General features: G+C 66.5%; 12 protein-coding genes. 6 read left to right on the plus strand and 6 right to left on the minus strand.

Annotation, left to right across the window (positions count from 1 at the left end; genetic code table 11):
- Window positions 1-99 precede the first annotated feature (99 nt).
- The 3 genes from lptA to ACYVB7_RS03325 all read left to right on the plus strand — a co-directional run bounded on the left by lptA (window position 100) and on the right by ACYVB7_RS03325 (window position 3,150).
- Window positions 100-756 carry a lipopolysaccharide transport periplasmic protein LptA gene (gene lptA / locus ACYVB7_RS03315; protein WP_460505687.1) on the plus strand — a complete coding sequence of 219 codons (657 nt, stop codon included), beginning with the start codon at window positions 100-102 and terminating at the stop codon, window positions 754-756.
- A 65-nt stretch (window positions 757-821) separates the two neighbouring features.
- Complete coding sequence (gene lptB, locus ACYVB7_RS03320; protein ID WP_460505688.1) at window positions 822-1,544, plus strand: LPS export ABC transporter ATP-binding protein; 723 nt, start codon at window positions 822-824, stop codon at window positions 1,542-1,544.
- Window positions 1,545-1,551: 7 nt separating this feature from the next.
- Complete coding sequence (locus ACYVB7_RS03325) at window positions 1,552-3,150, plus strand: RNA polymerase factor sigma-54 (RefSeq protein WP_460505148.1); 1,599 nt, start codon at window positions 1,552-1,554, stop codon at window positions 3,148-3,150.
- A 17-nt stretch (window positions 3,151-3,167) separates the two neighbouring features.
- Here the strand turns inward: ACYVB7_RS03325 and ACYVB7_RS03330 are convergent, their stop codons facing one another.
- From ACYVB7_RS03330 to ACYVB7_RS03340, 3 genes are all read right to left on the minus strand, one after another.
- Window positions 3,168-4,187, minus strand: a complete 1,020-nt coding sequence (locus tag ACYVB7_RS03330; RefSeq protein ID WP_460505149.1) for a glycosyl hydrolase family 8 — start codon at window positions 4,185-4,187, stop codon at window positions 3,168-3,170.
- A gap of 4 nt (window positions 4,188-4,191) precedes the next feature.
- Window positions 4,192-4,944 (minus strand): M48 family metallopeptidase, encoded by a 753-nt coding sequence (locus tag ACYVB7_RS03335; RefSeq protein WP_460505150.1) that lies wholly within the window; start codon window positions 4,942-4,944, stop codon window positions 4,192-4,194.
- Window positions 4,945-5,071: 127 nt separating this feature from the next.
- Window positions 5,072-6,295 (minus strand): GGDEF domain-containing protein, encoded by a 1,224-nt coding sequence (locus ACYVB7_RS03340; protein WP_460505151.1) that lies wholly within the window; start codon window positions 6,293-6,295, stop codon window positions 5,072-5,074.
- 136 nt (window positions 6,296-6,431) lie between these two features.
- On the opposite strand from ACYVB7_RS03340, the gene ACYVB7_RS03345 reads away from it, so the two are divergent.
- From ACYVB7_RS03345 to ACYVB7_RS03355, 3 genes are read left to right on the plus strand one after another with little or no spacing between them, the layout of a single operon-like run.
- Complete coding sequence (locus ACYVB7_RS03345) at window positions 6,432-7,769, plus strand: THUMP domain-containing class I SAM-dependent RNA methyltransferase (protein ID WP_460505152.1); 1,338 nt, start codon at window positions 6,432-6,434, stop codon at window positions 7,767-7,769.
- Window positions 7,766-8,296: a PIN domain-containing protein gene (locus tag ACYVB7_RS03350; protein WP_460505153.1), complete on the plus strand. Its 531-nt coding sequence runs from the start codon at window positions 7,766-7,768 to the stop codon at window positions 8,294-8,296. The genes ACYVB7_RS03345 and ACYVB7_RS03350 overlap by 4 nt, the downstream gene beginning before the upstream one ends.
- A gap of 13 nt (window positions 8,297-8,309) precedes the next feature.
- Complete coding sequence (locus ACYVB7_RS03355) at window positions 8,310-9,107, plus strand: YecA/YgfB family protein (RefSeq protein WP_460505154.1); 798 nt, start codon at window positions 8,310-8,312, stop codon at window positions 9,105-9,107.
- Between the two features lie 35 nt (window positions 9,108-9,142).
- On the opposite strand, the gene ACYVB7_RS03360 is transcribed toward ACYVB7_RS03355, so the two are convergent.
- From ACYVB7_RS03360 to ACYVB7_RS03370, 3 genes are all read right to left on the minus strand, one after another.
- Entirely contained in the window at window positions 9,143-10,204 is a 1,062-nt protein-coding gene (locus tag ACYVB7_RS03360; protein ID WP_460505155.1) for a YeeE/YedE family protein, read from the minus strand.
- Between the two features lie 92 nt (window positions 10,205-10,296).
- Window positions 10,297-11,964: a sensor histidine kinase gene (locus tag ACYVB7_RS03365; RefSeq protein WP_460505156.1), complete on the minus strand. Its 1,668-nt coding sequence runs from the start codon at window positions 11,962-11,964 to the stop codon at window positions 10,297-10,299.
- Between the two features lie 89 nt (window positions 11,965-12,053).
- Complete coding sequence (locus ACYVB7_RS03370) at window positions 12,054-13,505, minus strand: aldehyde dehydrogenase family protein (RefSeq protein WP_460505157.1); 1,452 nt, start codon at window positions 13,503-13,505, stop codon at window positions 12,054-12,056.
- Window positions 13,506-13,528 lie beyond the last annotated feature (23 nt).

Consider the following 13,528-nt stretch of genomic DNA (forward strand, 5'->3'; position numbering starts at 1 on the left):
CCTTTGGTGCCGTCAGGAAATCCCGACGGCACCGCTACAATGACAAGCAAATACCATGCCGCCATGAGTTTGCTTGTGACTCCTCGTTCCACTCCCCCTGTGCCCAGCGCCCGACCGCATGCCCTTGTTTCCGGCCTGCGGCGGCTGGGGTGTGGCTGGGTGGCCTTGAGTGCGCTGTGGCTGTGTGCCGCGGCCCATGCCGAAAAGGCCGACCGCGACAAGCCCATGAATGCCGAGGCCGACAGCCTGCGCTACGACGACGTGCGTCAGCTCAGCGTGTTCACCGGCAATGTGGTCATCACCAAGGGCACCATCGTCATCCGGGGCGACAAGGTCGAAGTCCGTCAGGACGCCCAGGGCAACCAGTTCGGGGTGGTCACCGGTTCAGCCGCCAAGCCCGCCTTTTTCCGCCAGAAGCGCGAGGGGTTGGACGAGTACATCGAGGGTGTGTCCGATCGCATCGACTACAACGGACAGACCGACGTGGTGCGGTTCGAGCAGCGCGCCATGCTGCGCCGCTACCGTGGAGCCACCCTGGCCGATGAAACCTCGGGCAGCCTGATCGTCTACAACAACGCCGCGGAAACCTTCTCGGTGGACGGTGGCGAGGCCAGCAAGACGCCTTCCAACCCTTCTGGCCGCGTGCGGGCGATGTTGACGCCCACGCCACGGCCTGCCGAAGGGGCTCCGGCCCCTGCGGCCACCGACCCGGCGCGTCTGCGGTCGGCCCCCGTGCTGGATGGGGTTGGCCGGTGAGCGGCGGCGCCAGTGTCCGCCTTGCCCTCGAACCCGATGCACCCCAGCCGGTGCGTCTGGAGGCGATGCACCTGCGCAAGTCCTACGGCAGCCGCAAGGTGGTCAAGGACGTGTCGCTGGCTGTCAACGAGGGGGAGGTGGTGGGCCTGCTGGGTCCCAACGGCGCGGGCAAGACCACCTCGTTTTACATGATCGTGGGCCTGGTGCGGGCCGATGGGGGTGACATCTTCCTGGACGGCCAGCCCATTGAACATCAGCCCATCCACCGCCGTTCGCGCCTGGGGTTGGGCTATCTGCCGCAGGAAGCGTCCATCTTCCGCAAGCTCAACGTCGAAGACAACGTGCGCGCCGTGCTGGAGTTGCAGCACGACGAACAGGGCAAACGCCTGTCGCCCGCGGTGGTGCAGCAGCGCCTGGACGCCCTGCTGGCCGACTTGCGGGTGGACCACCTGCGCCACTCTCCGGCGCCCGCGCTGTCGGGGGGCGAGCGGCGGCGGGTGGAAATTGCCCGGGCACTGGCCACCCAGCCCCGCTTCATCCTGCTGGACGAGCCGTTTGCCGGCATCGACCCCATCGCCGTCATCGAGATCCAGCGCATCATCGGTTTCCTGAAGGCGCGGGGCATCGGGGTGCTGATCACCGACCACAACGTGCGCGAGACGCTGGGCATTTGCGACCACGCCTACATCATCAACGACGGCACGGTGCTGGCGCAGGGCACGCCCGCCGAGATTGTGGACAACGCCGACGTGCGCCGGGTGTACCTGGGCGAACACTTCCGCATGTGATGCGCCCATGAAACAAGGCCTGTCCCTCCGCGTCTCGCAGCACCTGGCGCTCACGCCCCAGCTGCAGCAGTCCATTCGGCTGTTGCAGCTGTCCACGCTGGAGCTGGGGCAGGAGGTCGAGCAGATGCTCGACGAAAACCCCTTCCTGGAGCGTCAGGACGAGGCCGCCGAGCGCGAGTCGTTTGGCCTGGAAACCGCCGATGCCCCGGTCAGCCTGGGGGATGTGTTGTCCGAGCGCGCCATGGAAGGTGTAGCAGAAAGTTCAGGCACATCAAGCGCTGAGTCTGTTTTTGAGTCATCAAATTCTGCCGAGTCAACCCCCGAAGCCTCGTCGGGTGACGATGTCAGCCTGACCGAGCCCGACTGGTCGGGTGACGGCACCGTGGACATGCAACCCGACGACGGCGAGTGGGGCGGCGAAGCCCCCGCCCGGGGCACCGGCAGCCACGACGACGATGACACCGCCAGCGCCGCCGACCTCGCCAGTGAGCACATCACCCTGCAGGCCCACCTGCACCAGCAGGCCCTGGGCCTGCGCCTCAGCCCCGAGGAACAGGCGGCGCTGTACGCGCTGATCGAGTCGCTGGACGACGACGGCTACCTGGCCGACCCCTTGGAAGACCTGGCCGCCTCGTTCGAGCCCGGCAACCCGGACGACCTCGCCGTGCAGGAGCGCCGTGAGGCCACCGTGCAACTGCTGCGCACGGCCTTGGGCTGGCTGCAGAACATGGACCCGCCCGGGGTGGGCGCACGCGACGTGGGCGAGTGCCTGCGCTTGCAGATCAACGAACTGCGCAACACCCCCGCAGCCCGGGCCGCGCTGGCCATCTGCCAGCAACCCCTGGACCTGATGGCCCGCCGCGACACCCGCAAGCTGGCCCTGGTGTGCGGGCTGGAAGAGCCGCTGGTGCGCGAGGCGCTGGCCCTCATCACCCAGCTCGAACCCCGGCCCGGTCGCCGTTTTGCCAACCTGGAAGGCCAGATGGTGGTGCCCGATGTGCTGGTGACCCGCGCGGGGCGCGGCTTCAAGGTGCAGCTCAACCCTGAGGTCATGCCCAAGCTGCGGGTGCACGACGTGTACGCCGCCGCCCTGCGCGAAGGCCGAGGGAGCCGTGGCGACGGCGCGGGCATGCAGCAGCGCCTGCAAGAGGCGCGCTGGTTCATCAAGAACATCCAGCAGCGGTTTGACACCATCCTGCGCGTCTCCAGTGCCATCGTGGAGCGCCAACGCAACTTCTTCATGCACGGCGAGCTGGCCATGCGCCCGCTGGTGCTGCGCGAGATTGCCGACGAGCTGGGCCTGCACGAGTCCACCATCAGCCGCGTGACCACCGCCAAGTACATGGCCACGCCGTTTGGCACCTACGAGCTGAAGTACTTCTTTGGCTCCAGCCTGGGCACCGAAACCGGGGGCAACGCCTCCAGCACCGCGGTGCGGGCGCTCATCAAGCAGCTGGTGGCGGGGGAAGACCCCAAAAAGCCGCTGTCGGACAACGCCTTGTCGGACATGCTGAAAGAGCAGGGCATCGAGTGCGCCCGCCGCACCGTGGCCAAGTACCGCGAGGCGCTGAAAATCGCCCCGGCCAGCTTGCGCAAGGCGCTCTGAGCACGCGGCTTGCCGCGCTACTTGCGCCCACCCTCCCGCGCCGCCACCTCCACCAGCATGCCCAGGGTGGCCGAGTAGTAACTCTGGGCCGTCATGGGCAGGCGTGAGCTGGGCGGTTTGCCAGTGGTCAGCAGGCTTCGGATGGCCTGCACCCCGGGGTCGGCCCCGTAGCTGTCGATGGAGTTGTCCTGCACGTTGGCCCAGCCGGGCAGGAAGCCGTCGCACTGGAAGTGGGTCCAGAACTTCTTGAAGCCTTCCATTCGCCCGGGGGTGGCGTGGCCCGCCCAGTGCAGGTACAGCGGCACGCGGGCTGAGTCGTAGCCATAGCGGGGCAGGCGGCTGGGGTCAGGGGCCAGCGGGTTGACCAGCAGCAGCCAGTCGGGCGGCAGGCTCCAACGGCCGAAGCGGGCCACTTCCACCAACCGCAACCCCGACGTGGTGAGGGCCTGCCACTGCGGGTGCGGATCCACCTTGTTCAGCGCCTCGAAGGCCGGAAACACCCAGTACGACAGGTTGACCACCTGCCCCTGCGGGGTGCCAAAGCCGTCCACCCCGGGTTTGATGATGGTGCCCCAGGGCGTGCCGTCCTGCACCACCTTGTCGCGGATGGCCTGGCCGATGGCCGCGGCGCGGCCTTTCAGCTCCGGCAGGTTGAAGCGCTCGGCGGCGCGTTGCAGGGCCCAGGCGATGAACAGGTCGCCGTCGGTGGCGGTGTTCATGTCGGTGATGCCGCGGCCCGGCTCCCAGCGCCAGGCAAACAGGCCGTCGGGGCGCTTGCCCAGGTTGGCTTGCGTCCAGGCCCAGATGCGTTCGAATGTGGCCTTGTCACCTGCCGCGGTGGCCAGCAGCAGGCCAAAGCCCTGACCTTCGGAGTGGCTGATGTTGCGCTGTCCGGTGTCGGTCACGCGCCCGTCGGAGGCCACGTAGGTGGCCTTCCAATCGTCCCAGCCCCGCAGGGCTTGGGCTTGGGCCTGGGCGATGGGCGGCGCGCTCAGTCCCAGCAGAACGGCGCAGCGCAGCAACGAGCGTCGATCCACGGATTCACCCCAGCTGGGTTCGCAACCGGTCGGCGCGATCCTTGGGGGCAGGATGCGTCGAGAGGATGCTGCTTGCCGTGTCGCCCGTCAACGCGGCCAGCTTGTCCAAGGCGCTGACGCATGCTTGGGGGGTGTACTTGCGGTTGCGCATGAAGTTCAGTGCGTAGTCATCCGCCTCACGTTCGTTGGATTGAGAGTGCTGTGCCTTGACCACTTTTTCAAACAAATCGCCCAGCGCGGAGCTGGCCAACGCCCCCACGCGGGTGTTGCTGGATTCCACGCCTTTGCGCAAGGCGCTGGTGCGCAGGGCCGTCTGCATGCGCGCTTTGGAGTGACCCGATTTCACGTGGCCAATTTCGTGGCCAATCACGTACCGAACCTCGTCGTCGGTGAATGCATCCATCAGCCCGGAATACACACGGATCGTGCCATTGGCCATGGCAAAAGCATTGATTTGCGGTGTGATGTAGACCTTGAAGTTCAAGCGCAAGCCGTCATAGGTTTGCAGGCCCTTCACCATTTTGGACAGCCGTTGGGCGTAGGGGCTGTTGTTGGGGGCCACTTGATTCTGATGATCCATTTCCGTGGTCATTTGATCGAAGTAGCTTTGCAGCTCGGCATCGGTGATGGACTCGGCTTTGGCCAAGTCCTGTCCTGCTTCAAAAATCTTGCCGAAATTGAGTTGGGCCTGCACGGGGCTCATGGCGCTGAAGCCCGAGGCGAGCAGGGTGACAGAAATCAAATCGCGACGTTTCATGAATTACCTCCTGATGTATGGTTTGAATGACGGGCGCCGGATTATCTCTTCATGTTACGGATGCACCCATTCAATGCTGCGCAAGGCAGACACCAGGGCCGCACTGCTCCGCAAAAAGGTGCGGCGGTCAGGTGGGCGGGGTTTCATGGTGGCTGGGGTCCATTTCTGTTCGGTTGCGGCCATGGCGTTTGGCTTGGTACAGGGCCTGGTCGGCCCGTTCCAGCAGCGACTGCATGCGCTCGGCGTCACCATAGGGGGCCAGGGCGACGCCGATGCTGGCGGTGACGTGGTGTGACGGCCCCGGGGTGTCCATGGGCAATGCAATGGCTTCGATCGCCTGACGGATGCGTTCGGCGGTGCTCAGGGCCTCGGGGGCATCGGACTGGCGCAGCAGCACCACGAACTCTTCACCGCCCAGGCGGGCGGCCAAGTCGGTGTGGGCGCGGGTGCAGGCCATCAGGACGCGGGCCACCTCGCGCAGACAGACGTCTCCCTGCAAGTGCCCCCAGGTGTCGTTGTACTGCTTGAAGTGATCAACGTCGATGATGAGCGCCGCCATGGGTTTGCCCGACTCGGGGGGGTAGCTTTGCCAGCGCTGGAACACCTCGTCCATGTGTCGGCGGTTGGGCAGTTGTGTCAGGTCGTCGGTGAGGGCGGCCACCTTGAAATGGTGGCTGGTGGCGGTGGACCGGTCCAGCTGAAGCTGGTCACACAGCTTGACCAGGTAGCTGAACCGGGCGGCCTTGTTGAGTCGGTGGTTGGCCAGCAGCGTGAGCAGGCCTGTGACGTTGTAGGTGAGGATGGAGGTGCGCTTGGCAAATGCCTCCATGCCGGGGTGCAGCCCGATTTCCACCGAGAAGATGAGCATGCTCACCCCGGTGATCAACGCCGCCGTCCGAAACCGCAGGGGCATGACCACGTTGCAGGTCATGAGCAGGATGACGAAGGCGGGCGGGTCGAAGTTTTCTGCCCGCGTGCGGGTGAACCAGTGGATGGTGGCGATGCCCAGCATGACCACCACAAATCCGCTGGACAGCCAGGCATCCTGGTGTTTGCCGTCGGTGCTTTGGCGCACCTGCCACAGGGCCAGCACACACAGCGGCGTGACCACCAGCAGCCGCGTCACCACCGACAGCAGGAAAATGTTTGGGCGCGAAAAATAGTCGTTGACGATGAACAGGTTGAACAGCGCCAAGGCGGCCAGCCCGCCCCAGAACACCGACTTGGCATGGCTGTGCGCCAGGTGGGCCCGGTAGTGCGGTTCAATCAGCGGGGAGAAGTTCTTGGCGCCCGAAAACCCCGCCAACTCGGCCTGCGCCTGTTCCAACGAAATGCCTGTGGTTGCGCTCATTTCACTTTTTATTCATTTGTCTCGGAGGGTATGCGCCAGCGTTTCGGAATGACGATAACCGATTGATGCGCGGGCGGCCGTATTTTTGTGCGGGAGCCGTCACAATCCCGGGTGACGGCACGGCCTGAATTTCTGCATGAACCAACTCCAACTCTTTTTGCCCTGCGCCGCTGGCGTCGAGGGCTTCCTGGCCGACGAAGTGGCCCGCATCACCGGCCTGACCGGGCGCACCGGGCGGGCGGGGCTGATGGTGGCGGCCTCCTGGCGCGACGCCATGCGCCTCAACCTGTACAGCCGCCTGGCCCAGCGCGTGCTGGTGCAACTGGCGCACCGCCCCTACCGCTCCGAGGCCGACCTGTACGAGGCCGCCAGCGACGTGGCCTGGGAAATCTGGTTCACCCCGCGCCAGAGCTTCAAGATCGACATCACCGCCCAGCACAGCCCGCTGCAAAGCCTGAACTTTGCCGCGCTCAAGGTCAAGGATGCCGTGGCCGACCGCTTCCGCCACAAGACCGGCACCCGGCCTGACGTGGACACCGCCCGGCCCGACGTGCGCGTGTTCGTGCACCTCACCAGCGACCACGTCAGCCTGTACATCGACACCTCGGGCGAGCCGTTGTTCAAACGCGGCTGGCGCGACGACAAGGGCGACGCCCCGCTGAAGGAAACCCTGGCTGCCGCCATGCTGGCTGCCGCCGGGTGGGACGGCAGCCAGGGGGCGGCGTTGCCACTGTACGACCCCTGCTGCGGCAGCGGCACCATCGCCATCGAAGCGGCGCAGATGGCGCTGGGCATTGCCCCGGGCAGCCAGCGGCGCTTTGCCTTCGAGCGCTTGCTGCCCTTCCAGTCGCACGTGTGGCAAGGTATCAAAAACGAAGCTGCCAGCGCTTGTTCTGAAAGCGCTGGAGGCCAAAAAGACTCGCAAAAACCCTTCATCTTCGGCAGCGACGTGTCGCACCGCATGGTGGACTTTGCGCAGCGCAACGCCCAGCGTGCCGGGGTGGCGCACGCCATCGAATTCCGCGGGGGCGACGCCCTGCAACGCATGCCCCCGTGTGAACAGCCGGGCATCCTGCTGCTCAACCCGCCGTATGGTGAGCGCATTGCCGCCGCCGGGGTGGCCGGGCAACGGGCGCAAGACCGCGCCCAAGGCCAGGCCCGCGCACCGCGGGTGTTCCGTGCGGGTGGGGCCGAGGTCGCGCAAGGCCGCCCTGGGGGCTTGGGCCGCGAGCAGGCGCAGACCGACGCGGGCGGCGACGACTTCTTCCCCCGCTTGGCCGCGCACTGGAAAAAGAACTTCTCCGGCTGGACCGCCTGGATGCTGACGCCCGACCTCAAGCTGCCCAGCCTGATGCGCCTGAAGGAGTCGCGCCGCGTGCCCATGTGGAACGGCCCCATCGAATGCCGCCTGTTCCGCTTTGACCTGGTGGCCGGCAGCGCCCGCGCCAAACCCCAGAGCGAGGCTGCCGAATGAGCCGTGAGTCTGGCGGCCCAGGGCGTTTTGTGTTGGACACCAACATCGCGCTGGACCTGTGGGTGTTCGATGAACCCGCGGTGCAGCCGCTGCGCGACGCGCTGGCGGCCGGTGCCGTGTGGCTGGGCACCCCGGTCATGCGCGAGGAACTGGCCCGTGTGTTGGCCTACCCGCACCTGGCGGCGAGGTTGGCGGCCCGGTTGGCCATGCCACCGGACGCCCGTGCGCCCGATGTCACCACGGCGAACACCGCCGCCGACGTGCTCGCCCGCTGGGACGCTGCCGTCACCCTGCAACCCGTGGCCCCCAAGGCCCGCTACACCTGCACCGATGCCGATGACCAGAAGTTCATCGACCTCGCCGCCGCCCACGCCTCCGTGCCCCCCGGCTCCGGGCCCTGCGTGGTGCTGGTCAGCAAAGACAAGGCCGTGTTGCGCCTGAAAAAGCGCCTGGCCACGCTGGGGGTGGAGGTGGTCCGCCACTGGACCGCGCCCGCCTCCGCTCCCCTGCCTGCCCCCGTTCACTGACGAGACCCCTGACATGACCCCCTCCACCGACCTCACCCCCGACGATTTCGAAACCCTGGACGCCATGCTCGACGACATGCGCTCCCGCGACCCCGAGGTGCCGCAGTGGGAGTTTGTCGAAGGCTTTTTGGCCGCCGTGGTGTGCTGCCGCGAAACCCTTTCCACCGCCGAGGCCATCGACACCCTGCTGCCCGAGTTTGCCGACGAGACCCCGCTGTGGGCCGACGGGGCGCAGAAGGCCCAGTTCCTGGCGCTGTGCGAGCGCCGCCGTCAGGCCCTGGCCGTGAGCCTGTCCACCAAGATCGAGTCGCTGGCCGACGAAGCCGCGTTCTCGCCCGAGGTGATGGACGTGCGCGGCGCCATCGCCTGCCTGAGCCCCGAAGACCGGGCGCAGTGGGAGGCCGAGCAGACGGCCAACCCCGATGCGCCGGAGGAATTGCCGTCGTTTGCCCAAATCTGGGCGCTTGGGTTCATGGCCGCCGTCGAGTTCTGGCCGGAAGCCTGGGAAGCCCCGCGCGACCGCGAGGTGGCCCAGTGGCTCAGCGACTCGCTGGAGCACATCGTCGCCCTCACCGAAGACGACACCCACACCCCCACCGAAAACATGTACGAGGAAGGCGGCCCGCCCAGCGTCAGCCAGGAGCGCCTGAACGCCTTTGGCGAAGCCCTGTGGGCGGTGTATGACATCCACCAGATCTGGAAGAGCCTGGGCCCGCGCACCGGCACGGTCATCAAAGCGCCGGAACCCGGTCGCAACGACCTGTGCCCCTGCGGCAGCGGCAAGAAGTACAAGAAGTGCTGCGGGCAGTGAGGGCAAGGTCCCGGCGTTGAGCGCGGGGCGGGTGTTCAGTTGCCCGCCGGGGGCTCGCGGTCCATGAGGCGGTCCATGGCCCCCGCCCCCACCCACATGCCCACCAGGGTGAGCCAGGCCGTCACCGCAAAAATGGCCCCGCCGGTCATGCCCGCGCCCACGGCGCAGCCACCGGCCAGCATGGAGCCAAAGCCCATGAGAATGGCGCCGACGATGTAGCGGCGCATGCTGTGCCCGTCCTTGAAGCCTTCCAGCTTCCACTCCTTGAACAGCAGCGCCCCGAGGGCCGACCCCGCGAACACCCCGGGCATCAGCCCGAAGTCGAAGCCAATTTTGGCCCCGGGGTTCTCCAGCACCCGCATCAGCCATTCGGCCGAGGGGCCACTGAACGTGAGGCCCTGGATATTGACCACTTCAAACGAGGCCTTGGACACCTGGTAACTGAACCACCAGGCCCCGGCCACCGTCAGCCCGGTGACGATGGCAAACAGCCACTTCTGCACCGACCAGCGGTTGCGCAGCGCAAAAAACACCCCGGCGGCCAGCCACACCACGCCAAACAGCAAACCGCCCACGTGGCCCAGGCCGGTCCAGGCCAGCAGGTCGCGGCCCGCGCCGCCGTCCACCGTCCACCAGCCGCTGATGGCCAGGCGCAACGGTGCCAGCGCCCCGGCCAGCGAGGCTTGGGCCGCCACCGCGAAGATCAGCCCTGACAGCAGGGCTCGCAGGTTGCCGGTGGCCGACAGCACCAGCAGGCGGCTGGCGCAGCCGCGCGTGAGGATCATGCCCATGCCGAACACCAGCCCACCGATCAGCGCGCCCGACAGGCTGCCGGTGTTGGCCATCTGGCGCGAAGTGCTCACGTCCAGCTGCCCGGTGAGGATGAGCAGCTGCACCGCCACCACGGCCGACGAAAACGCCATCAGCCACACTGGCAGCTTTTCGCCCCATTGGCCGTGCCAGAACTCGATGACGGCGGCGCGCAGGCAAAAGCGCGAGCGTTGGGCGAAAAACCCGAACAGCAACCCCATCACCAAACCGCCAACGGCCAACACCACGGGTTCGGAATGCTGTTCGAGCAGGGCGGAGAAGTCCATGGCGGGGCAGGCGGCTGAGGGCTGAAAAGCCCGCATTGTGACGGCCTACCCCCTGGGGTGTTTTGATGTGCGGCAAACCCCGGGGGTTGATGTCAGGCGGGGAGGGTGTCTGCCATGGGCAGGGTGACCGTTGCGCGGCAGCCGTGCCCGGGCTGGCTTTTGAGGCGCAGCGTGCCCCGATGCAACCCCGCGATGCGCTGGCCCAAGGCCAGGCCGGTTCCCGAGCCTTCGAAATCCATCGAGTGGTGCTGGCGTTGGAACATGACGAACAGGTTGTTGGCGCGTTCACTGTCAAAACCCACGCCGTTGTCCTGAATCCAGAGGCGGATCTGCGGCCCTGAATGGGTGTAGCCCGAGGGTTGTGGGTCGCTGGCATCGGCCACTCTCCAGCCCATTTCGATGCAGGCTGCATCGGAGGTGCGGGTGTACTTGACGGCGTTGTCCAGCAGCTGGCTGAACAACTGGGTCAGCAGGGCCGGGTCGCCCTGGACCGTGGGCCAGTGCTCGGGCAGCACCCAGGTGATGAGCCGATTCCCAGCGGACTGCCGTGCGCTGGCCAGGGCCGCTTCCATGACCGGGCCCAGGGGCGTGGGCACGGCCTCCAGCGTGGTGCGCCCCAGGCGGGCGTATTCCAGTGTGCTTTCGATCATGCGCGACAGCCGCTTGCACGCCTGGTCCATGGCCGAGGTGTGGTGGTAGATGTCGGACGTTTCGGGGATGTGGAGCTGCTCTTGCAGGTCTTCGCGCAGCAGCGTCAGGTAGCCGGAGATGTGGCGCAGCGGGGCCCGCAGGTCGTGCGACACCATGTGGGCAAAGGCGTCGATGTCGCGGTTGGCCAGCATCAACTCGCGGCTGCGCTCGGCCACGCGCTTTTCCAGCTCCTGGTTGAGCTGGTTGAGCATGTCCTCCAGCCGTTTGGCCTCGGTCATGTCGCGGGTGATGACCGACAGGCCTTGCAGCTCGCCCCGTGGGTCGCGCAAGGCTGTCAGCATGGTGTGGGCCCAGAAGGCGGGTTGTCCGGCGCGGATTTGCCAGCCGTCGGTTTCGCTGTGACCCTGCTCAATGGCTTGGCGCAGCAGTTGGGCCTGAAAACCCGGGTGCTGACCGGGGTGGGTGTCGTCCAGCAGTTGGGCGATGGGTTGGCGCAGCGCCTGGTCGGGGGTCAGGCCGTGCATGCGCTGGGCGCTGTCGGTCCAGTCGGTCACGCGGCCCAGTTCGTCCAGGAAGTAGATGCAGTAGTCCTGCAGGCCATCCACCATCAGCCGGAAACGCTGCTCGCTGTCGAACAGCCGGGCCGAGCGTTCGCGGATGTGCTCTTCCAGGTGGCGGTTGGACTCCAGCACCAGCTCTTCGATTTTTTTGTGGCTGGTGATGTCGTGCAGCTCGACGAACATGCCCGCCACCTGGCCATCGCGCACGTCGGGGGTGTATTTCACCTCCACATGCATGCTGCCCCCTTGGGGCATGGGGCGTTCGTATTCGTAGTCCTGGGGCAGGCCCGTCAGGGCCGCACGGGCGCGCGGCATGATGTGGTCGCGCATGTGAGGGAGTACGAGGGACTCGAAATGCGTTCCCTCCAGCGTTTCCCCCGGGGTTTCGAACACCCGTCGGTAGCTGGCGTTGCCATAGCGGCAGATCAGCGCACTGTCAAAGTAGGCCAGCATCGTGGGCGAATGGTCCACCACGCTGCGCAGCAGCTCAGGCGCGGCCACATCCAGCGTGCCAAACGCGGATTGGCCAGAAGCAGGCGAATCTGGCATGGAACGGGGCCCAACGGTTGTTGAAAAATCAGCCGTTCATTCTAGAGAAAGCTTTTCTCCGACACTGCCCGTTTGGCGGTTGGGCGGTCTCAGAAGCGCTGAAGCAGTTTGAGCAGGGTCAAACTGAGGCGTTTGGATCGGTTGTTGTAGGGCGGAAACAACAAAGTCAAGGCCGACCAGGTGCTGGATCGAAGTTCCGCACGCTCGTGCGAAAACGCCTTGAAGCCATAAAACCCATGCCCGTTGCCAATGCCGGAGTTGTTCACGCCCCCAAACGGCAGGTTGCTGTGCGTGTATTGCTGAAGGCACAGGTTGACGCCCAAGCTGCCCGAGCTGGTGCGGGTGCGCACGGTGTCCACGGTGTTGTCGTTGCGGGTCCACAGGTACAGGGCCAGGGGCTTGGGGGCCGCATTGATGCGGTCAATCACCTCGTCCAGCGTGTCGTAGGCGCGGATGGGCAGCACCGGGCCGAAGATTTCCTCCTGGCCGATGAGCGCCGTGTCGGGCACCTGCGTGAGCAGGGTGGGGGCCACGTAGCGTGTGGCGGCGTCGTGTTGTCCACCCGCTTCCATGTGCGCACCTTGGGCCATCGCGTCATCGATCAGGGCCCCAATGCGTTGTGCGTGGCGGCTGTGGATCATGCGGGCCAGGTCGGGGCTGGTGGCCACGGCGTTGGCATCGGTGCCAAAACGCTGGGCCAGCATGCCGCGGCACAGGGCCACAAAGCGGTCGTGCACGCTGCGGTGAACGTAGACATGGTCGGGGGCCACGCAGGTCTGTCCGCCATTGATCACCTTGCCCCACATGATGTGACGTGCGGCGTGTTCCAGGTCAGCCGTTTCATCCACGATGACCGGCGACTTGCCCCCCAGCTCCAGCGTCACCGAGGTGAGGTGCTGCGCAGCGGCGGCCATGACCACCTTGCCCACCAGGGGCGAGCCGGTGAAGAAGATGTGGTCGAACGGCAGCGACAGCAGGTGCTGCGAAGTGGCCACCGCCCCGTGCACCATGGCCACTTCGGCGGGGTCGAACACCTCGGCCACCAGCTGGGCCACCTCGGCGTTGACGTGAGGGGTGAATTCAGACGGTTTGAGGATGACGGTGTTGCCCGCCGCCACCGCCGACACCAGCGGCCCCACCAGGGTGTTGAGCGGGTAGTTCCAGGGGCCGATGATCAGGCAACGCCCCCGCGGCTGGTACACCACCTGCCCGCGGGTGCCCAGCATCAACAGTGTGGGGGTCACCTTGTGTGGCCGCATCCAGCGCCGCAGGTGCTGGAGCGCGTGGCGGATTTCGTCCAGCACCGGCACCAGCTCGGTCAGGTCCACTTCCACCTCGGGCTTGCGCAGGTCCTGGGCAAAAGCCGCCAGGAACTGCGTGCGCCGCGCCATCAGCGCATCGCGCAGGCGCTCCAGCTTGTGCCGCCGCTCGGCCAGGGTGGACTGGCGCAAGGCCAGCGCCATGGGGGCCTGGAGGGCAAACAGGCGGTCGATGTCGGCGGCAGGCGTGTCCGGATCGAAGGGCAGCGTGGGCGGGTTCATGGGGATGGGGCGTGCGTGGGCAA

The sequence above is a fragment of the Hydrogenophaga soli genome (assembly GCF_054777695.1).